Genomic DNA, 18,690 nt, shown 5'->3' on the forward strand with positions numbered 1-18,690 from the left:
TCGACTAAGCCAACTGGACCCCCGCTTTCGCAGGAATGACGAATGAGAGGTGGAGCCAGTCGCGATCAAAACGTCGCCCGCGCTCCAACGAAAGCACCGCGGCCAGGCGTGCCGAAACCGGCGGCAGTCTGGTATTCCTCGTCGAATATATTCTCGACACGGCCAAACAGTTCCACTGTTTCACCAAATGGTACCGAGGCACGCAAGGTCACCACGTGATAGCCATCTAGCCGGGTGAAGTTGCCCGCATCATCGAAGCTGTCACCGACCATCCGGATATCGCCGCCCACTGTCAGACCCGCCAAAGGAGTCTCCCAATCGGCGGTGAAAGTCAGCGCATGCTTGGGACGCCGCGCGAGAATATTGCCTTCGTTCGCTGCACCAGCTGTGCGGTTCTGTGTATCGACATAGGCATAGACTGCGGCGACGCCGAAAGTGTTAGACGGGTTTGCGCCCAGCTCCACTTCAAAGCCTTGCGCGCGGACTTTGCCGACATTGTCATAGGTTCCGAACGGCCGGTTGGTGCAAATTCCGCCGACCACGCCGAAGCAGGAAACGAACTCGATCTGGTTTTCGCTATCACGCTGGAACGCCGTGACGCCCGCATAGAAAGGGTCATTCCGGTTGTGCCACGCGATGCCGAGATCGAAGCTGGTGCTTTGTTCTGGCTCGAGCAGGTCATTGCCGAAATCGGAGAACAGTTGGAACAGGCTTGGCGCTTTGAAACCTTCGCCCACGCTGGCGCGGAGGCGGATATCTTCCGCAACTTCGTAGCTGATATCCGCGCCAAAGCTGGTTGCGCCGCCAAAATCTCTATGGTCATCGTGACGCGCACCGATATGGGCCGACAATCCGCCAAACTCGATGCCGAGCTGCGCGTAAGCACCCGCAATGCGCGTTTCCTGCCGCGCAGTGAAATTGGTTTCGAGGCTGGTCCATTCATTCTCCCCGCCGAAATTCACGATGAGCGGGCCAATCGGGCGCCATTCGCCGCGCAGCTCTATCCGGTCGGAATGGCCGTCGCTGGTGAAACCGGGCGCATTGCCGAAAGCGGGATTGAAGTTCTGCCGCTCCGTATCGGCAAAAGAATAAGACGCCGTCAGATAGAGGGGGCCATTGTCATAGGACGCGCCAGCCGCCGCAGAATATTGCTGCGTCTTCTGGAATTCATCTGTGTCAGCAAGCGCGAAGGCAGGTGCAGGAAAGCCGTCGATATCGAGATCGCCTTCAGCAAAACGGCCTCGCGCAAACAGAGTGATTTGATCGCTGACATAAAGGCTGGACCGGCCAGCAATGTCCCACTGCTCAAACCCGTCAGCTTCGGTTCCGCTGGCGGCAGAGGAGAAGCCGTCTGTGGTCAAATAGCTGCCCGATAGGCCGACATAAAACGCATCGGTCTGGACGCCGCCGGTGGCAGCGCCAAAGATCGTATCGCGCGCGCCATATTCGGCGCTTGCCTGAAAACCCGTCTCATCACGGGTGGTGGCAACCAATACGCCGCCGATCGCGTCGGAGCCCCAGATAGTGCTGTTCGACCCGCGCAGCAGATCGATCTTGTCCACATTGCCGGTTTGCAGATTGCCAAAGTCAAACCCACCCGATGGAGAGGCCGGATCGGCCGCGCGGACGCCATCGACGATCACCAGCAATTGTTCAGCGTCTGCGCCGCGCACGCGAACACTCGTGACCGCGCCGATACCGCCATTGCGGCTGATCGCGATTCCTGGCGCACGTTCGAGCACACGGGCCAGGTCTGCGCCTTGGACATTCTCGATTTCATCGCGGCCAATGATTGTGACCGCTTGGCCGGTGTCCTCTACTTCGGACCTGCTGCCGGTGGCGGTAACGGTAATCTGCTCGTCGGCAATACGGTTTGCTGGTGCAAAGGCAGGCTCCAGCTGATCAACTTCTGTCCCAGAATCCTGCGCGGCCGATGGCGCAGCCCAAATCGCAGAACAACTCAATAATAACAAATATTTACGCATAATAACTCCAATCATAAGCGATATCGCTCATAATGGAGGAGACGCACGAATTCGCGCCTTCCCATCTGCCCTCGGTGCACCCCGCCCGCCAGCTCGAACGACCATCATGGGCAGGTCTCCTGGCTCCCGGATCAACGCGCCGCTTCCGCCTTCCCGGTTTGCCCTAAAGCGTGCCAGTGGCATGTGGAGGCGGCCCTCCCCGGTCACAGTTGCGGGGGCAGCGGATGGTTCGGGAAATTCCCTCACACCCTTCCCTCTTAGGCCCGCACCCCAAGAAAATGATCGCACGGACAACCTATGACGTCACCGGACTAATACGCCCACATTGGCCGTACTTCAAGGGCAGCGCTGCATCCGTAAATAGTGCCTCAGGCGGCGGGTAAGCAAATCTTCAGCATGCGGTTTAACCGCATATTGCGATCTGTGCTGCATTGGGACGGTGCCCGATGGCGTGTGGATGCAATCCCTCCTGCCTGATACGCGCTGAAGCGCGCCATCGGCCCCTTACCAAGGGATCTGAAATCAAAGGATACACTTGACCGCCACGCCTGCCTTTACCGCCGAACAACGGACAGCCGCGTTTCATGCTCGGATGAGCAAGAAACGCCCGTCCGTCGGTGAGCGCGCAAAGGTTTTCGCTGCAGGACTGATCGGCGGAAAGCATCGCGGACGCCGGATTATCGCACTCGCCGCAGCGATCACTGTTCCGGCCATGGCGGCCGAGGGTGAATGGGCAAGCTTTGGCCCGCAAAAACCGGAAACGGCCCTGATCCAGGCGGTAGAAGCGATGCCTTTCGAACAGCCCGGTCAGAGCTTCCCCGGATCAGCATTCTATTTTCTCGAGGACGCGCCCCGCGCCGATTATGCCGCCGCCGAGACCGACATGGCTTTGTTCGATATTTCGGGCACCGGCGACACGGACGCTGCGGAGCTGGTCGCGGCCAACAATGCCGGGCCTGCTGCGCGGGCATTCCGTTCATTGGGCGGCGGGCTCGACAAAGCCCGTGCGCTCCAGTGCATGACCAAAGCCATCTATTACGAAGCGGCCAGCGAAGCGACCGCGGGCCAGCGTGCAGTGGCGCAGGTTGTCCTGAACCGCGTCTCGCACCCGAGCTATCCGAACAGCGTCTGCGGTGTTGTGTTCCAAGGCTCAGAGCGCAAGACGGGCTGCCAGTTCAGCTTCACCTGCGACGGCTCGCTCAATCGCAAGGCGAGCAGCGGCGCATGGGCGCGCGCGCAAAGCGTCGCGCAACAGGCTCTTTCGGGCAGTGTCTACCGTCCGGTTGGCCTTGCCACTCACTATCACACCATCTGGATCCACCCCTATTGGGCACCAAGCCTCGATCATATCGGCACTATCGGCGCGCACCGTTTCTACAAATGGAAAGGGTCCGCGGGCAAACCTGCGGCGTTCCGCGCTGCCTATTCAGGCCGCGAACCCTTGGCTTCTCCGAAAGCGCGCGCTGCTTCCGCCGATACAACCGCAACCGATATCGCTGATCCGATTGCGTTGGCCAAAGCTTACGAAGATGCGCGGCTCAAAGCCGTTGCCGAATCCAAAACAGCTACACCTCGCGCGCCCGCGCCCAAATATTCAGCCCAGATCGAAGAACGCGGCGGGGACCAGATTTTCCAAGCGGATAATCTTCCCGAAAGTGGCGGCGTTAAAGAAGAATACCGCAATAGCGGACGCTGGATCAACGAACCGAAATAGCGGTATTTCCGGCGTTTGCTCAGCAGGTTAACGTCTTCGAAACCGTGATTTGGAACCGCGCCTTAGGGCACCGCCTTTATATGGGCTTCAACACAGCGATCTCCCCCTAAGGATCATACCAAGATGACCATCCATTTTGCTGCCGCCCGTAGCGCAGTCAGTTCTCCTGTCGCCCGCGCGCTTTCGCGCCGTACCGTGCCGCAAGCGGCCAATGATAACAGCTCCGGAAATGACAATAACCACCTGCTACACGCTGCCTTGCGGCACTTCGCGCAGCATGGGCTGGGTGCCGCTGGCGCAGCACGCAAACAGGCCGAGGATGCCTTTTTTGCCGGCGACCGCGAAAGCTATGAATGGTGGCTGGGTGTCTGCCGTACATTGGACCGGCGCATGGCCGAGGAAGTGGCGCGCTCCAGCGCGAAATAAGCTCTAAAGCGGAATGAGTTCAGGCGTGGCGCCATGACGTCACGCCCGGTTTGCCGCGTCCGGCGTGCGCGGAATTCCGCGGAAAACACATTATTCCAATTCTCGGTAAGCGCACGTTAACTAAACAGTGACGTCTCCTCACTATGGCGGTGTCCATGACATTAGGCGTCTCTAAGCTGAAGATCGGGAAGGTCTTCGCACGCTACCGGCGGACCGATGCGCTTTCGGAGCGCGTCCGGCGAACTTTGGTGCGTACCTTGTACACGCAGCCGACCAGCCTGGCGATCGGTGCCATTAACGGCATCGTTTCCAGCGCCATCGCTGCCTATGTCAGCGGAGAGCCATCACTTCTTTACGCTTGCGTTATCTTGAGCGTGATTGCGGTAGCCCGCGTTATCGCGGCGCTGGGCCTGTCACCCGATGACGAAGGCAACACCACGCGCCAGCTTGAAGTTATCTATGAGATTGGCGCATTTAGCTATGCTTTCCTGATCGGCACGATTTCCGCAATGACACTGGTGCTGGATGCAGGGGCGCCGGTCGAAGTGCTGATGATTGCCAATGCGACATGTTATGGTGTCGGCATTTGCGCACGTAATGCCGGTCGCCCTGCTATCGCTTTGGGGCAGTTGACGCTGGTTGTCGCACCGATATTCGTCGCATCGCTGTATATCGGTACGCTGCCATTTATCTTTTTGGCGGTGAACATCGCGCTGCTTGTGCCGGCCATGGCCTCGATCACTTTCAATGTTTTCAAGGTTCTGCGTGACTCTATCGGCTCGGCAGAGACCAGCGGCCGTCTGGCGGAGAAGATGCGTAATCTGGCGCGCACCGACGTCGTGACCGGCCTCGCCAACCGCGCGGGTCTCAATCACGATATGGTTGAAAAGCTGATGGGCATCGATGATGACCAGATGCTCGCATTGTTCTGGATGGATCTGGACCGCTTCAAGGAAGTGAATGACCTGCTGGGCCATCCGGTTGGCGACCGTGTACTGACCGAAGTTGCCAAGCGTCTGAGCGAAGTATCACCCAGCAATGCGACCGTTTCCCGCTTTGGCGGAGACGAGTTTATCATCTTCTGCGAAGTCGAAGACCGCAAAGAGAGTGAACGTTTGGCGAGTGAAATTCACGCCGAGATCATGCGCCCGTTCCGCATCGATGGAGAGCGGCTGGAGATTGGTGCCTCTATCGGTATTGCTCTGCTGCCCGACGATGGTCTGGATGCAGATTCGCTTATGCAGAACGCCGATCTCGCGCTCTATCATGCGAAAGTAAACGGCCGGAAGCAGAGCTGCTTTTACGATGAGACGATGAGCCGCGACCTTGCGCGTCGCCGCGAGATTGAAGCAGAACTCCGCTCTGCCATCCAGAAAAACGAATTGTCGATCTTCTTCCAGCCGATTGTCGATCTGGATACCGGCCGCATCCGCACATTCGAAGCATTAGTGCGTTGGTTCCACCCTCAGAAGGGCGAGCTGCGCCCGGACGAGTTTATTCCCGTGGCCGAAGAAACCGGCGTTATCGTAACGCTTGGCAACTGGATCACGGCCCAAGCCGCCAAAGCCGCAGCCCAATGGCCCGAGGATGTGACCATTGCGGTCAATCTGTCGCCGCTTCAGATCAAGGCCCCCGGTGCGGCATTGGGTGTCAAAAACGCGCTGCGCGAGGCTGGCCTTGATCCGTCACGATTGGAACTGGAGGTGACAGAGAGCCTGTTCCTCGACGACAATTACGCGACCGAACAATTTATCGAAGAACTCTCCGAAATCGGTGTGCGTTTTGCGCTCGACGATTTCGGTACCGGCTATTCCTCGCTCGGCTATATCCAGAAATACCCGTTCAAGAAGATCAAAGTCGACCGCAGCTTCGTATCCGGTCCGGATGTGGGCAAGAAAACCGATGCAATTATCCACGCCGTGGCCGAGCTCGGTTCGAAGCTGGAAATGGACATCGTCGCCGAAGGCCTCGAAACAGTAGAACAAGTCCGCATCGTCCGCGAGGCGGGCTGCACCCTCGGCCAGGGCTATTATTTCAGCCGCGCAGTGCCAGACTATCTGGCGCTGATGCTGCTCGCTCAGGAAAACGAGACGGACGGTCCGAAGCGCGCGCTCGGCTGACGTATCATTCGGTTGGGCAGGAACAATTGCTCGCCCCACCCATTTAAAAACCATAAGTCGCAGTATCCGGCGCAGAAACTCCCCGTCAAATGACGCCAATTGCAATTGCGAACTATTTGCAAAGATAGTTTGTAAAAGCTTGGCTTTCCGGTTGCATTCCCTTTTCGCGAAGCCTAATTCGAGCGTCATACGCTAGGCGTACTTCCTCGCGGGACGTGGGGCGCGCTGGATAGCAGGCTTTTACGGTCCCGCGTGCTTGGAAGGACACTCACGGATTATGGCCCAAAACGCAGGTCGCAAGAAGATTGCGCTGATCGGATCAGGTATGATCGGCGGCACACTCGCCCATCTCGCCGCGAAAAAAGAAATGGGCGACATCGTCCTGTTCGATATCGCCGAAGGCATGCCGCAGGGCAAAGCGCTCGATCTCAGCCAATGCGGCCCGGTCGAAGGCTTCGACGCCAAGATCACCGGCTCCAATGATTATGCCGATATCGCTGGCGCGGATGTCGTGATCGTTACCGCCGGTGTTCCGCGCAAGCCAGGCATGAGCCGCGACGATTTGCTTGGCATCAATCTGAAAGTGATGAAAGCCGTCGGCGAAGGCATCAAGAACAATTGCCCCGACGCTTTCGTGATCTGCATCACCAACCCGCTCGACGCGATGGTCTGGGCGCTGCGCGAATTTTCGGGCCTGCCGCACAACAAAGTGGTTGGCATGGCGGGCGTACTCGACAGCGCGCGCTTCGCAACCTTCCTTGCCTGGGAATTCGGTTGCTCGGTCAAAGACGTCAACGCTTTCGTCCTAGGCGGCCACGGCGACACGATGGTTCCGGTGAAAAGCTACACCACGATCAACGGCATTCCGGTTGACGACTACGCCAAGATCAAAGGCGTCAGCGCCAGCCGTATCGACGAAATCGTCGACCGCACCCGCAAGGGCGGCGGCGAGATTGTCGGCCTGCTCGGCAACGGCTCGGCCTATTACGCCCCGGCGACTTCAGCGATTTCGATGGCCGAAGCCTATATCGGCGATCAGAAACGCATCCTCCCCTGCGCCAGCTATGTCGAAGGCAAATACGGCCTCGATGGCCTCTATGTTGGCGTTCCGACCGTGATCGGCGCAGGCGGCACCGAAGAAGTTGTCGAAATCGAACTGAGCGACGAAGAGAAAGCCAATCTCAAAGTCAGCACCGACGCGGTCGAGGAATTGCTTGAGGCTTGCAAGGGGCTGGATAGCAGCCTTGCGTAGGCTGAGAATCATTCTTGGGCTTGGTATTGCTTCGATCAGTACGGCTGCTTGCGGGACTCCGCCCACGCCTACGGCCAAAGACTTGGCTATCGCGGCGAAAGCAGATCAGGGGTCGTTCGAAGCATTCGACGAAGTATGCCTTGGGACCGGAGATTTGGAGGCCAGCCTACCGAGGGCGAAAGAAAAAGGTTGGGCTGAATTCTCGCCGGCCGCCGACAGCATGTTAGGCAAGCACAAAGAGATGTTACTCGACGGTCCTGCGATTGATCGACCGGAAGTGGTGCTCTTGCGTAAAAATTCTAATCGAGCCGAAATCATAATGTGGGAAACGAGAACGCTGTCTCAATCCGACTACATTTTCAATTGCGAAGTCGTCGAAGAGAAAGCGCCCAATCTTGATCTCGACGCGTTGAAAGAGTGGGCCAATGTTCCCATCGAAGAGCGTCAAGTAGATGATAGTCCGATATATTATGATCTAGTTGGCGGTCGTTTCGCCGACAGCGGCGGAGGTAGGGCTACAGCTTACCACACAACCGGCGATGGTCCTCGAGAAACGCTGTCAGGACTAAACGTGCACAATTTTCGAAGCAGTTTCCCCGAAGAAGGAACCGATTGAATGTCTATCCTCGTAGATAAAAACACCAAAGTCATCACACAGGGAATGACCGGCGATACCGGCACATTCCACACACAGCAGGCGCTTGATTACGGGACGCAGATGGTTGCGGGTGTGACGCCCGGTAAAGGCGGAACGACGCATATCGGCTTGCCCAACTTCAACACCGTGCGTGAAGCGATTGCCGAAACCGGCGCGACGGCATCGTGCATCTACGTTCCGCCGCCATTTGCGGCGGATGCGATTTGCGAAGCGATCGACGCGGAAGTTGAGCTGATCATTGCGATTACCGAAGGTATTCCGGTGCTCGATATGGTCAAAGTGAAGGCAGCCCTCACCGGCTCAAAATCGCGGCTGATCGGCCCCAACTGCCCTGGTGTTCTAACCCCTGGCGAGTGCAAAATCGGCATTATGCCCGGTTCGATCTTCCAGAAAGGTTCAGTCGGCGTTGTCTCGCGTTCGGGCACGCTCACTTATGAAGCTGTCCACCAGACCACGATGGTCGGCCTTGGCCAGACGACTGCAGTCGGCATTGGCGGCGATCCGGTTAATGGCACCAACTTTATCGACGTGCTCGACCTGTTCCTCGACGATGAAGAAACCAAGTCGATGATCATGATCGGCGAAATCGGCGGCAGCGCGGAAGAAGAAGCCGCTGAATTCTTGAAAGCGGAGGCCGCCAAAGGCCGCAGCAAGCCGACCGTCGGCTTTATCGCAGGCCGCACAGCGCCTCCGGGACGCCGCATGGGCCATGCCGGTGCGATCGTTTCGGGCGGCAAAGGCGGCGCGGACGACAAGATCGCGGCGATGGAAGATGCAGGCATCCGCGTGTCGCCTTCGCCGAGCGAATTGGGCACGACGCTCGACGCATTGTTGAAAGAACTCGTATGATTTGATGCGGGCGCACTTCCTCCCCGGGAGCGCCCCATCACCTCTACTCCAATGCCGAGCATTCGGCGTCAAAGGTGACCCCAATGGGTAACGAAAGCCACGATTTTTCACCCGGTGATCCCAGTACGGAGCCGCAAAAGGGGCCGTCCTGGGACAATCCGCGCTGGCCGCTGGTAGGCGGCGAGAGCGCGGACGAATTCACGCAGGCGCTCGACCCGACCACGATGAAGCTTGCGGTCAAGGAAGCAGCGAAGACATCGGGCAAAGTGATGGACGCCGCCGCGATCGAGGAAGCGGCGGGCGATTCCATCCGGGCGATGCTGATGATCCGGCTGTACCGTGTGCGCGGCCACTTGGCGGCTGACCTTGATCCGCTGGGCCTATCGCACCGTGATGTGCCCGAAGATCTGACGCTGGAATGGCATGGCTTTGCCGGACAGGAAGACAAGGAAGTCTATGTCGGCGGCGTATTCGGTTACGAATGGGTCAAAGCAGGCGAGTTGTTCAATGTGCTGCGCCGCACTTATTGCGGACATGTCGGCCTGGAATATATGCACATCTCGGACACGGAAGAACGCCGGTTCCTGCAGGACAAGTTCGAAAGCCCCGAAGACACCATCCAGTTCACTCCGGAGGGCAAGAAGGCCATTCTCGCAGCGGTTATTCGCGGCGAGCAATATGAGGCATTTCTTGGCAAGAAATATGTGGGCACGAAGCGCTTTGGCCTGGATGGCGGCGAGTCGATGATCCCGGCCCTAGAGGCGGTGATTAAACATGGCGGCCAGTCGGGCGTGCGCGAGATCATTTACGGCATGGCCCACCGCGGCCGTTTGAACGTCCTCGCGAATGTGATGGCCAAGCCTTACAAAGTCATATTCCACGAATTTTCGGGCGGCAGCGCGAATCCTGAGGATGTCGGCGGGTCGGGTGATGTGAAATACCACCTTGGCACCAGCACCGACCGCGAATTTGACGGCGTCGAAGTGCATATGTCGCTGGTCCCCAACCCCAGCCACTTGGAAGCGGTCAATCCGGTTGTTCTTGGTAAGACCCGCGCGCAGCAGGCGATCCGCGACGATCTAAGCCAGCATGAGCAGGTTCTGCCCGTGCTTATCCATGGCGATGCGGCCTTCGCTGGTCAGGGCGTGGTGTGGGAATGCCTCGGGCTCTCGGGTGTGCGCGGTTACGATACCGGCGGCTGTATCCACTTCATCATCAACAACCAGATCGGCTTCACCACGAGCCCGAAATTTGCGCGCAGCAGCCCGTACCCGTCTGACGTGGCCAAGGGTGTCCAAGCGCCGATCCTGCATGTCAATGGCGATGACCCTGAGGCAGTGACTTTCGCCTGCAAACTGGCCGTCGAATACCGCCAGAAATTCGGACGCGATATTGTGATCGATATGTGGTGCTATCGCCGCTTCGGTCACAACGAAGGCGACGAACCCAAATTCACCCAGCCGCTGATGTATGGCGAAATCGGCAAGCACCCCAAGGTCAGCAAAGTCTATCAAGACCGCCTGATCGAAGAAGGCACGATCGAGGATGGCTATGCTGAGGGCTTGGTGAAAGAGTTCACCGACCTGCTCGAAGAAGAATTCCAAGCAGCGAAAAGTTACGAGCCCAATGATGTCGACTGGTTTGCCGGTCGCTGGAGCGGATTGCACAAACCAGTCGAAGGCGAAGCTGCACGGCGTAATGTCGAGACCGCTATCGACAAGAAGTTGTTCGATAGCCTTGGGCGGACATTGACGACAGTTCCTGACGATCACGAAATCCACAAGACTTTGGGCCGCGTGCTCAAAGCCAAAAGCGAGATGTTCGAAAGCGGCGACGGCTTTGACTGGGCGACTGCGGAAGCGCTCGCTTTCGGCAGCCTTGTGACAGAAGGATACGGCGTGCGTCTGTCGGGTCAGGATTCCGGTCGCGGTACCTTCAGCCAGCGCCACGCAGTGTGGATCGACCAGAAAAGCGAAGACAAATACATTCCGCTCTCGACGCTGCCGCATGGCAAGTTCGAGGTATATGACAGCACGCTCAGTGAATATGGCGTGCTCGGATATGAGTATGGTTTCGCCATGGCGGACCCGAAGACGCTTGTTCTCTGGGAAGCGCAATTTGGCGATTTCGCCAATGGCGCGCAGATCATGATCGACCAGTTCATCGCATCGGGTGAAGCCAAATGGCTGCGCGCCAACGGCCTCGTGATGCTGTTGCCGCATGGCTATGAAGGCCAAGGGCCGGAGCATTCCTCCGCCCGCCTCGAGCGCTTCCTGCAATTGTGCGCGAACGACAATATTCAGGTCTGCAATATCACCACTCCTGCGAATTATTTCCATGTGCTGCGCCGCCAGATGCTGCGTTCCTTCCGCAAGCCGATGGTCATCATGACTCCGAAAAGCCTGCTGCGTCATCCCATGGCGAAAAGCAGTGCCGACGAATTCCAGGGCGATCATCACTTCATGCGGATCAAATCCGACACGAAGGATATTGCCGATGACAAGGTCAAGCGCCTCGTCCTGTGTTCGGGCAAGGTCGCCTATGATTTGATCGAAAAGCGTGACGAAATGGGGATCGAAGATATCTCCATCGTCCGCATTGAACAGCTCTACCCCTTCCCCGGCGAACCCTTGACCACCCGTATCAAGCGCATGAAAAACCTTGAAGAGATTGTCTGGTGCCAGGAAGAGCCCGAAAATAACGGCGCGTGGCAGTTCGTTGATCGCTTGATCGAGAAAGCCGCTACGGATGCAGGTAAAAACCTGCGTCCGATCTATGCCGGACGGGAGCCAGCAGCCTCGCCTGCAACAGGCTTGGCGAAGCGCCATCAGGCCCAGCAGGAAAGCCTGGTTAGCGTAGCTCTGGATCTTTCCAATTCGGGCAAGACTGCGAACGTCACCACCTCTCGCCCCAAGAAATCAAATAAGGGCTAAGGAACACATATCATGGCCACTGAAATCAATGTCCCCACGCTCGGTGAATCGGTTACCGAAGGCACTATCGGTGAATGGCTGAAACAGCCCGGCGATGCAGTTGCGGTCGATGAACCGATTTGCAGTCTCGAGACCGATAAGGTTGCGATTGAAGTCCCCTCGCCCGTTGCTGGCGTGATCGGTGAGTTGAAGGCCGAAGTTGGCGATACCGTCGAAGTCGGCGCTGTGATCGCGACCGTTGAAGCTGGCGCCGCACCTGCTGCAAAAGGTGAAGAAGCTGGTCGTGCTGCCGAGCAACGCCAAGAGAACAAAGAAGAGAGTAAAGAGGCTCCTGCCTCCGACGCATCACAAACACTCTCGCCAGCCGTGCGCCGCGCGGTTCTGGAACACGGGATCGACCCCTCAACGGTCAAAGGTACCGGCAAAGACGGCCGCCTGACCAAGGAAGATGTCATCGCCGCAGCCAAGGCCAAGGATGACACCCCTGCCCCAGCAAAACCCGAGGAAGCGCCTGCTCCTACTGCCGCCCCAACGGGAACCCGCAATACCGAGCGTGTGAAAATGACGCGCCTGCGCCAGACTATTGCCCGCCGCCTGAAAGGCGCGCAGGAGAATGCGGCGCTGCTCACGACATTCAACGATGTCGATATGACCGCAGTGATAGAAGCGCGGACCAAATATAAAGAGCTGTTCGCGAAGAAGCATGACATCAAGCTCGGCTTTATGGGTTTCTTCGCCAAGGCGGCGCATCTGGCGCTTAAAGACGTGCCCAGCGTCAATGCGCAGATCGACGGCGATGAGATCGTCTATCATGATTATGTCGATATCTCCGTAGCGGTCAGCGCGCCCAATGGGCTCGTCGTTCCCGTGGTCCGCGACGTCGATAAGAAGGGCTTTGCCCAGATCGAGAAAGACATCGCCAATTTTGGCAAAGCAGCGCGCGACGGTACGCTGACCATGGACGATATGGCCGGCGGTACGTTCACGATTTCCAACGGCGGTGTATTCGGTTCGCTAATGTCGACCCCGATCATCAACCCGCCACAGAGCGCCGTTCTCGGCCTGCACAGGATCGAAGACCGCCCGGTCGTGGTCGATGGCGAGATTGTGGTGCGCCCGATGATGTATATCGCGCTCAGCTATGACCACCGTCTGATCGATGGCCGCGAAGCTGTGACCGCGCTGAAAGTGATCAAAGATGCAATCGAAGATCCGACACGGATGCTGATTGATTTGTGAGCCGAATAGGACATTTAGTCATGAAAATTAGATTCATTTTGTTATTCGCGTCGGCTGGATTGCTTGCGTCTTGCGACGCCGCAATGGAGCAGGTCAGTGGTCAAGTCCGCACTGCAGTTGTCGAACAATGTCAGTCGGTCAGCGAAGGTCTGGGCATTGCGGGCGAATTTGTAGCACCCGTGTGCGAATGTACGGCCGATACATTCATGGAAAAGAACGCCGACGAAATCACCCAGATTGATCGCGCGCGCATCGAAGAAATCGTTCGCACCTGCGCAGCAGATACGGGCGCCGCAAAACCAGATACTGCGACGGAGACGACAAGTGCCTGACCATTCATTCGATTACGACGTCCTTGTTATCGGCGCTGGCCCCGGAGGATATGTTGCCGCGATTCGCGCGGCGCAGCTGGGGCTGAAAACCGCATGTGCGGAAAGCCGTGAGACACTTGGCGGTACGTGCCTCAATGTCGGGTGTATTCCGTCCAAGGCGATGCTCCATGCATCCGAGTTTTACGACGCCGCAGCCAATGGCGCGATGGCCGAAATGGGTATCGAGACAAAGCCCAAACTGAACCTTGAGAAGATGCACGGCCAGCGGATCGATGCTGTTGACGGGCTCACCAAAGGCATCGAGTTCCTGTTCAAGAAGAACAAGGTCGATTGGAAAAAAGGCCTCGCCACTTTCCAGGACGCGCATAGTGTCAGAGTGGGCGACGAAACCGTTACTGCGAAAGACATCATCATAGCGACGGGTTCTTCGGTCACGCCTTTGCCGGGTGTCGAAGTCGATAATGACAAGCAAGTCGTAGTTGATTCCACCGGCGCGCTTGAATTGGCCAAAGTGCCCCAAAAGATGGTCGTCATCGGCGGTGGTGTCATCGGCCTTGAAATGGGTTCGATCTGGAATCGCCTCGGCGCGGATGTGACTGTGGTCGAATTCCTCGATCAATTGCTGCCCGGCATGGACGGCGAAGTTCGCAAGGAAGCGGGCAAGATATTCAAGAAGCAAGGCATGACTTTAAAGCTCAAGACCAAAGTCACCGGCGTGACGGTCAAAGGCAAGAAAGCCACGCTGACGCTCGAACCCGCCGCTGGTGGTGAAGAGGAGACGATGGAGGCCGATTGCGTGCTGGTATCCATCGGCCGTCGTCCCAACACTGAAGGTCTCGGCCTTGATGCAATCGGCCTAGAAACCAACAAACGCGGACAGATCGAAGTCGATCACGACTTCCGCACGTCAGTCGACGGCGTTTGGGCGATTGGTGACGTAGTCCCAGGCCCGATGCTCGCCCACAAGGCCGAGGATGAAGGCATCGCCTGTGCAGAAAACATCGCGGGCCACACCGGCATTGTGAACCACGATATTATTCCAGGCGTCGTCTATACCCTGCCCGAATTTGCCGGTGTCGGCCTCACGCAAGAAGAAGCCATCGAAAAGCTGGGCGACAAAGCCAAGATCAAAGTCGGCAAGTTCCCGATGATGGCCAATAGCCGTGCGAAAACCAATCACGAGCCAGACGGTTTTGTGAAGATCATCGCCGATGCCGAAACCGACCGGGTGCTTGGTGTCTGGGCCATCGCCAGCGTCGCGGGAACAATGATCGCGGAGGCGGGCATTGCGATGGAATTTGGCGCAACGTCCGAGGATATCGCCTATACCTGTCACGCGCACCCGACACACTCGGAAGCGATGAAAGAGGCCGCAATGGCTGTGACCGGAAAACCGATCCATATTTGATCCATGCTCGGCCCCGGCTCCAGCGTTGCAATCATTGGAGCCGGGCAAATTGGCTATGCGACAGCCATGGCCTTCATCGACCGTGGCTGGAGCGTTACGGTTTACGCACGAACGGCTCCCAGTTGGCCGCTCGGTACATCAAAGCTGCGCAGAGGCTTGATCGACAAGGCGCTCAAATGGCGACCGTTTGATGCGGCGTTCCGCCAGCATGATGCCAGCGAAAATCCCGCACCAAATGCCGACCTCGTCCTCGACACCATCGCTTTCGATGCCGCGGACGTCGAGCGATATGATCCCAACCGAGTTGGCCGCTTGATCGCCATCTCGTCAGCCAGCGTCTATTGCGACCAAAAAGGCCGGACTTTAGACGAAGCCGCGCAGAATGGTTTCCCTGAATTCGGTGGAGCTGTGAGTGAAAACCAGTCAACGGTCGCGCCGGGACCAGAAACCTATTCCACGCGCAAAATCCGCATGGAACAACGCGCAGCCAAACTGTTCGGTGATCGCGCAACAATCTTGCGGCCATGTGCGATCTACGGAGAATGGTCGCGCCATCCGCGTGAGTGGTGGTTTATCAAACGGCTGCTCGATGGGCGTTCGCAAATACCGCTGATCCATGGTGGGCTTTCGCAGTTCCAAACAACCAGCGTCGAGGACATTGCTTATTTCGCTGTAGATGCCGCTGAACAGTCACTTGGCGGCGTGTATAACGTCGCTGATGAAGGTTGCCCCACAGTCGCGGAGATTGGCGAGATTCTGTCTGATCCGTTTGACAATCCGCCCGAGTTAGTTCCGCTTGACGGCGCCGGGTTGGTTGGCCGCACGCCTTGGTCGGTCGCCAAACCTTTCTCCATCTCCAATGCGCGCATGGTTGCGGCTGGATATGATCTGCCTTCGACTTATGGCTCGGGTGCGCCGCAAGCGGCACGTTGGCTTCGAGAACTCAACCCCGCTGATTGGCAGACCGCATTTCCGCAATTGGCCGCCTATCCGTGGGATTTGTTCGACTATGATACAGAGGATAGCTTCCTGAAGGGACGTTGAGTGGTTACATCCGTCAAATGATGTATCCGAAACTCACGAATGAATCCGGCGCGCTGGAGCTCGCTGCGGAAATCCGCTCGGGTGATCTCTCCCCGCTTGAAGCAGTCGAAGCTGCGATTGCACGCGTCGAAACTCTCGACGGTGCTATCAATGCGGTACCAGTGCGCGATTTTGATCGGGCGCGTGAAAACGCCAAAGCATTGGATGGCAAAACTGCGTCTGCCGACCAACCTTTGTTCGGCGTGCCGATGACCATTAAAGAAAGCTTCGACATTGCGGGCCTCCCCACGACATGGGGACATACGCAATTCAAAGACCACATTGCGAAGCGCGATGCGACGGTGGTTCGCCAACTCAAAGCAGCGGGCGCAATCCTGATTGGCAAGAGCAATGTCCCGCCCGACCTGACCGATTGGCAGAGCGACAATCCTGCCTATGGCCGCACTCGCAACCCGCATAATCTGGATCGTAGCCCCGGCGGATCGTCAGGCGGCGCAGCTGCGGCAGTCGCGGCAGGAATGGTCCCTTGCGAGTTTGGCACCGACATTGGCGGCTCGGTGCGTGTCCCGGCGCATTTCTGCGGCGTATGGGGACATAAGAGCAGTTGGGGGCTCATCAGCAAGCATGGCCACGATCATCCAGCGATGGCGGGTAAAGACGCGCATGATGGTGCACTCTCCATCGCCGGGCCGATTGCACGCAACGCCGATGATCTGGAGGCGTTAATGCGGATCACCGCCACGCTGCCACTGCAGGCCAATGGCAAACCGCTGAGTGAGTGCCGCATTCTGCTTGTCGCTGACCAAGCTGTAAGTCCCGTCGATGCAACGGTCGCAGGACCGATGGAGGAGGCTGTGAGTGCGCTGGAGCGCGCCGGTGTTTCGATTGATCGGTCATCCGATATGCTCCCAGATCTCGAGGCGCAGCATCGCGATTACATGCGGATGCTCGGTATCGCGATGGTTCGCGGTGCTCCGGCTGCCGATGGTAAGCGTGCGAACGCAACTGACTGGTTCGATTTGCTTGACGCCCAGGCGCGATCAGAGCTGGCTTGGGCAGCATTGTTTGAGGCGTATGATTTCGTGATCGCTCCACCTGCCCCCATCGCGGCGTTCGAGCATGACGACACGCCGGTTCGTGAACGCAAGATCACGATTAACGGCGAAGTGCGCGATTTTGCGGAAGTTTTTGCATGGGCCGGTATCTCCACTTTTCCCAACCAGCCCAGCACGGTGCTGCCAATTGGCGAAAGCGGGGGCGCAAACGAGAAATTGCCAACAGGCATGCAAGTGATCGGTCCGCGCTGGTCGGACCTTGATTGCATTGCTATCGCGCGCGCAATGGGTGCGATACTGCACCGATAGGATTCGTCGGACGTCAGGTATGGCAAAACCTCTATGGATGGTGCGGTTCGCCAAGTGGCACATTTGGCTCGGTTGGCTCGTGGCCGTGCCGTTACTGATGTGGACGATTTCCGGTCTATTGATGGTCTCGCGCCCGATAGAGGAAGTGCGCGGCAACCATCTACGCCAACCGGTCGAAGAGCAAGCGCTGCCGCCTGACACCAATATCGCGATTGCTTTGCCCGAGCATAGTACCCAGCCGGTGCAGTCGGTCGCAACTGTCATGCAAAATGGCGCGCCGATCACGACCATCACCTATATGGATGGTGCAATCGAGCGCTTCGGTGGTGATGGTGCCAAGCTACCGAAAACCGGCGAAGTTGCGGCCCGGGCGATTGTAGCGGACCGTATCGTGGGCGGCGACAAAGTGGTCAGTTCGACCTTCTTCGAGCAGGACGATGTGCCGAACGATTTCCGCAGGCCGATGGATGTCTGGCAAGTCGTGCTGAAGGACGGCACACATGTCTATGTCAGCCATGACACCGGCGAGATAGCCGCGGTGCGCACCCGTTTCTGGCGCGTATTTGATTTCATGTGGGGCCTGCACATCATGGATCTGGAGACGCGCTCAAAGACGCATCATCCCATACTAATATTCTTCGCTGCCCTTGCCGCGATTACGGTGATATTCGGTTCGATCCTGATGTTTCGCCGCCGTAAGAAGAGGGTCCGCGTCAATGCCAGTTGATACTGCAATTTTAACCCCGGTGCTCGACGTATTGGATCTGCTCGGCGTGGCAATCTTCGCGCTGTCAGGCGCATTGTTGGCCGCGAAAGAACGACAAACCTTTGTGACCATGGCGTTCTTTGCGCTGGTCACAGGTGTCGGCGGAGGCACGGTGCGTGACTTGCTGATCGACGCGCCGGTTTTCTGGGTCGCCGACGCATGGGTGGCCGCTATCTGTCTGGGTACCGCGGTGCTCACCTGGTTTACGCCCACACGCTGGTGGGACGGCAAGCTGCTCGATTACGCCGACGGACTCGGTTTGACGGCGTATGCGGTACTAGGGGCGTCAAAGGCCATGACTTACGGGATTCCGCCCGTCCCAGCCGTTTTGATGGGTATCATCACGGGCTGCGTAGGTGGTATCATTCGTGACGTCGTGGCGGGCCGCCCATCAATCATCATGCGGCCCGAGCTGTACGTCACAGCCGCAGCCTTGTCCGCCAGCATGTGCGTGGCGGGGACGATGATGGAACTGCCGAACTACGTCACTTGGACTGTCGCAACCGCTGCGGGCTATGCCTTGCGCGCTGGCGCAATCCGCTGGAATTTGGCGCTCCCCTCATACCGCAGAGGCAAAGAGGGCATCAGCGAAAGCTAAGG

The 18,690-nt window shown here is 57.9% G+C and carries 15 protein-coding genes and 1 riboswitch; of the genes, 14 read left to right on the forward strand and 1 reads right to left on the reverse strand.

Annotated elements, in window-relative coordinates; all coding sequences use genetic code 11:
- Window positions 1–65: 65 nt before the first annotated feature.
- Window positions 66–1,985 (reverse strand): TonB-dependent receptor plug domain-containing protein, encoded by a 1,920-nt coding sequence (locus GRI35_RS11160; protein WP_160614229.1) that lies wholly within the window; start codon window positions 1,983–1,985, stop codon window positions 66–68.
- A 92-nt stretch (window positions 1,986–2,077) separates the two neighbouring features.
- Window positions 2,078–2,299, reverse strand: a riboswitch (cobalamin riboswitch).
- 221 nt (window positions 2,300–2,520) lie between these two features.
- Here GRI35_RS11160 and GRI35_RS11165 point away from each other — a divergent pair.
- The 14 genes from GRI35_RS11165 to GRI35_RS11230 all read left to right on the forward strand — a co-directional run bounded on the left by GRI35_RS11165 (window position 2,521) and on the right by GRI35_RS11230 (window position 18,688).
- Complete coding sequence (locus GRI35_RS11165; protein ID WP_235900198.1) at window positions 2,521–3,699, forward strand: cell wall hydrolase; 1,179 nt, start codon at window positions 2,521–2,523, stop codon at window positions 3,697–3,699.
- 123 nt (window positions 3,700–3,822) lie between these two features.
- Window positions 3,823–4,125, forward strand: coding sequence for a hypothetical protein (locus GRI35_RS11170; RefSeq protein ID WP_160614231.1), 303 nt, complete (start codon window positions 3,823–3,825; stop codon window positions 4,123–4,125).
- Window positions 4,126–4,280: 155 nt separating this feature from the next.
- Complete coding sequence (locus tag GRI35_RS11175) at window positions 4,281–6,245, forward strand: putative bifunctional diguanylate cyclase/phosphodiesterase (protein ID WP_160614232.1); 1,965 nt, start codon at window positions 4,281–4,283, stop codon at window positions 6,243–6,245.
- Between the two features lie 277 nt (window positions 6,246–6,522).
- The gene (gene mdh / locus GRI35_RS11180) at window positions 6,523–7,497 is read left to right on the forward strand and encodes a malate dehydrogenase (RefSeq protein ID WP_160614233.1); all 975 of its coding nucleotides are present in this window, start codon (window positions 6,523–6,525) and stop codon (window positions 7,495–7,497) included.
- 82 nt (window positions 7,498–7,579) lie between these two features.
- Window positions 7,580–8,113 carry a hypothetical protein gene (locus GRI35_RS11185; protein WP_160614234.1) on the forward strand — a complete coding sequence of 178 codons (534 nt, stop codon included), beginning with the start codon at window positions 7,580–7,582 and terminating at the stop codon, window positions 8,111–8,113.
- The gene (gene sucD, locus GRI35_RS11190) at window positions 8,114–9,004 is read left to right on the forward strand and encodes a succinate--CoA ligase subunit alpha (protein ID WP_160614235.1); all 891 of its coding nucleotides are present in this window, start codon (window positions 8,114–8,116) and stop codon (window positions 9,002–9,004) included.
- Window positions 9,005–9,087: 83 nt separating this feature from the next.
- Window positions 9,088–11,937: a 2-oxoglutarate dehydrogenase E1 component gene (locus tag GRI35_RS11195; protein ID WP_160614236.1), complete on the forward strand. Its 2,850-nt coding sequence runs from the start codon at window positions 9,088–9,090 to the stop codon at window positions 11,935–11,937.
- Between the two features lie 12 nt (window positions 11,938–11,949).
- Window positions 11,950–13,176, forward strand: a complete 1,227-nt coding sequence (gene odhB / locus GRI35_RS11200) for a 2-oxoglutarate dehydrogenase complex dihydrolipoyllysine-residue succinyltransferase (protein WP_160614237.1) — start codon at window positions 11,950–11,952, stop codon at window positions 13,174–13,176.
- 20 nt (window positions 13,177–13,196) lie between these two features.
- Window positions 13,197–13,508: a hypothetical protein gene (locus GRI35_RS11205; protein ID WP_160614238.1), complete on the forward strand. Its 312-nt coding sequence runs from the start codon at window positions 13,197–13,199 to the stop codon at window positions 13,506–13,508.
- Complete coding sequence (gene lpdA / locus GRI35_RS11210; protein ID WP_160614239.1) at window positions 13,501–14,916, forward strand: dihydrolipoyl dehydrogenase; 1,416 nt, start codon at window positions 13,501–13,503, stop codon at window positions 14,914–14,916. The genes GRI35_RS11205 and lpdA overlap by 8 nt, the downstream gene beginning before the upstream one ends.
- Window positions 14,917–14,919: 3 nt before the next feature.
- The gene (locus GRI35_RS11215; RefSeq protein ID WP_160614240.1) at window positions 14,920–15,960 is read left to right on the forward strand and encodes an NAD-dependent epimerase/dehydratase family protein; all 1,041 of its coding nucleotides are present in this window, start codon (window positions 14,920–14,922) and stop codon (window positions 15,958–15,960) included.
- Window positions 15,961–15,977: 17 nt separating this feature from the next.
- Complete coding sequence (locus GRI35_RS11220; protein ID WP_160614241.1) at window positions 15,978–17,324, forward strand: amidase family protein; 1,347 nt, start codon at window positions 15,978–15,980, stop codon at window positions 17,322–17,324.
- A 19-nt stretch (window positions 17,325–17,343) separates the two neighbouring features.
- Entirely contained in the window at window positions 17,344–18,051 is a 708-nt protein-coding gene (locus tag GRI35_RS11225) for a PepSY domain-containing protein (protein WP_160614242.1), read from the forward strand.
- The gene (locus GRI35_RS11230) at window positions 18,041–18,688 is read left to right on the forward strand and encodes a trimeric intracellular cation channel family protein (RefSeq protein ID WP_160614243.1); all 648 of its coding nucleotides are present in this window, start codon (window positions 18,041–18,043) and stop codon (window positions 18,686–18,688) included. The genes GRI35_RS11225 and GRI35_RS11230 overlap by 11 nt, the downstream gene beginning before the upstream one ends.
- Window positions 18,689–18,690 lie beyond the last annotated feature (2 nt).

The organism is Pontixanthobacter aestiaquae, assembly GCF_009827455.1.
GTDB classification, from domain to species: domain Bacteria; phylum Pseudomonadota; class Alphaproteobacteria; order Sphingomonadales; family Sphingomonadaceae; genus Pontixanthobacter; species Pontixanthobacter aestiaquae.

What these genes read in the sequence shown, in the direction of transcription:
- GRI35_RS11175 (WP_160614232.1), top strand. Translation starts at nt 4,281, where the DNA reads ATGACATTAGGCGTCTCTAAGCTGAAGATCGGGAAGGTCTTCGCACGC.
- GRI35_RS11170 (WP_160614231.1), top strand. Translation starts at nt 3,823, where the DNA reads ATGACCATCCATTTTGCTGCCGCCCGTAGCGCAGTCAGTTCTCCTGTC.
- GRI35_RS11205 (WP_160614238.1), top strand. Translation starts at nt 13,197, where the DNA reads ATGAAAATTAGATTCATTTTGTTATTCGCGTCGGCTGGATTGCTTGCG.
- GRI35_RS11220 (WP_160614241.1), top strand. Translation starts at nt 15,978, where the DNA reads ATGATGTATCCGAAACTCACGAATGAATCCGGCGCGCTGGAGCTCGCT.
- GRI35_RS11225 (WP_160614242.1), top strand. Translation starts at nt 17,344, where the DNA reads ATGGCAAAACCTCTATGGATGGTGCGGTTCGCCAAGTGGCACATTTGG.
- GRI35_RS11160 (WP_160614229.1), bottom strand. Translation starts at nt 1,985, where the DNA reads ATGCGTAAATATTTGTTATTATTGAGTTGTTCTGCGATTTGGGCTGCG.
- mdh (WP_160614233.1), top strand. Translation starts at nt 6,523, where the DNA reads ATGGCCCAAAACGCAGGTCGCAAGAAGATTGCGCTGATCGGATCAGGT.
- sucD (WP_160614235.1), top strand. Translation starts at nt 8,114, where the DNA reads ATGTCTATCCTCGTAGATAAAAACACCAAAGTCATCACACAGGGAATG.
- odhB (WP_160614237.1), top strand. Translation starts at nt 11,950, where the DNA reads ATGGCCACTGAAATCAATGTCCCCACGCTCGGTGAATCGGTTACCGAA.
- GRI35_RS11215 (WP_160614240.1), top strand. Translation starts at nt 14,920, where the DNA reads ATGCTCGGCCCCGGCTCCAGCGTTGCAATCATTGGAGCCGGGCAAATT.
- GRI35_RS11230 (WP_160614243.1), top strand. Translation starts at nt 18,041, where the DNA reads ATGCCAGTTGATACTGCAATTTTAACCCCGGTGCTCGACGTATTGGAT.
- GRI35_RS11195 (WP_160614236.1), top strand. Translation starts at nt 9,088, where the DNA reads ATGGGTAACGAAAGCCACGATTTTTCACCCGGTGATCCCAGTACGGAG.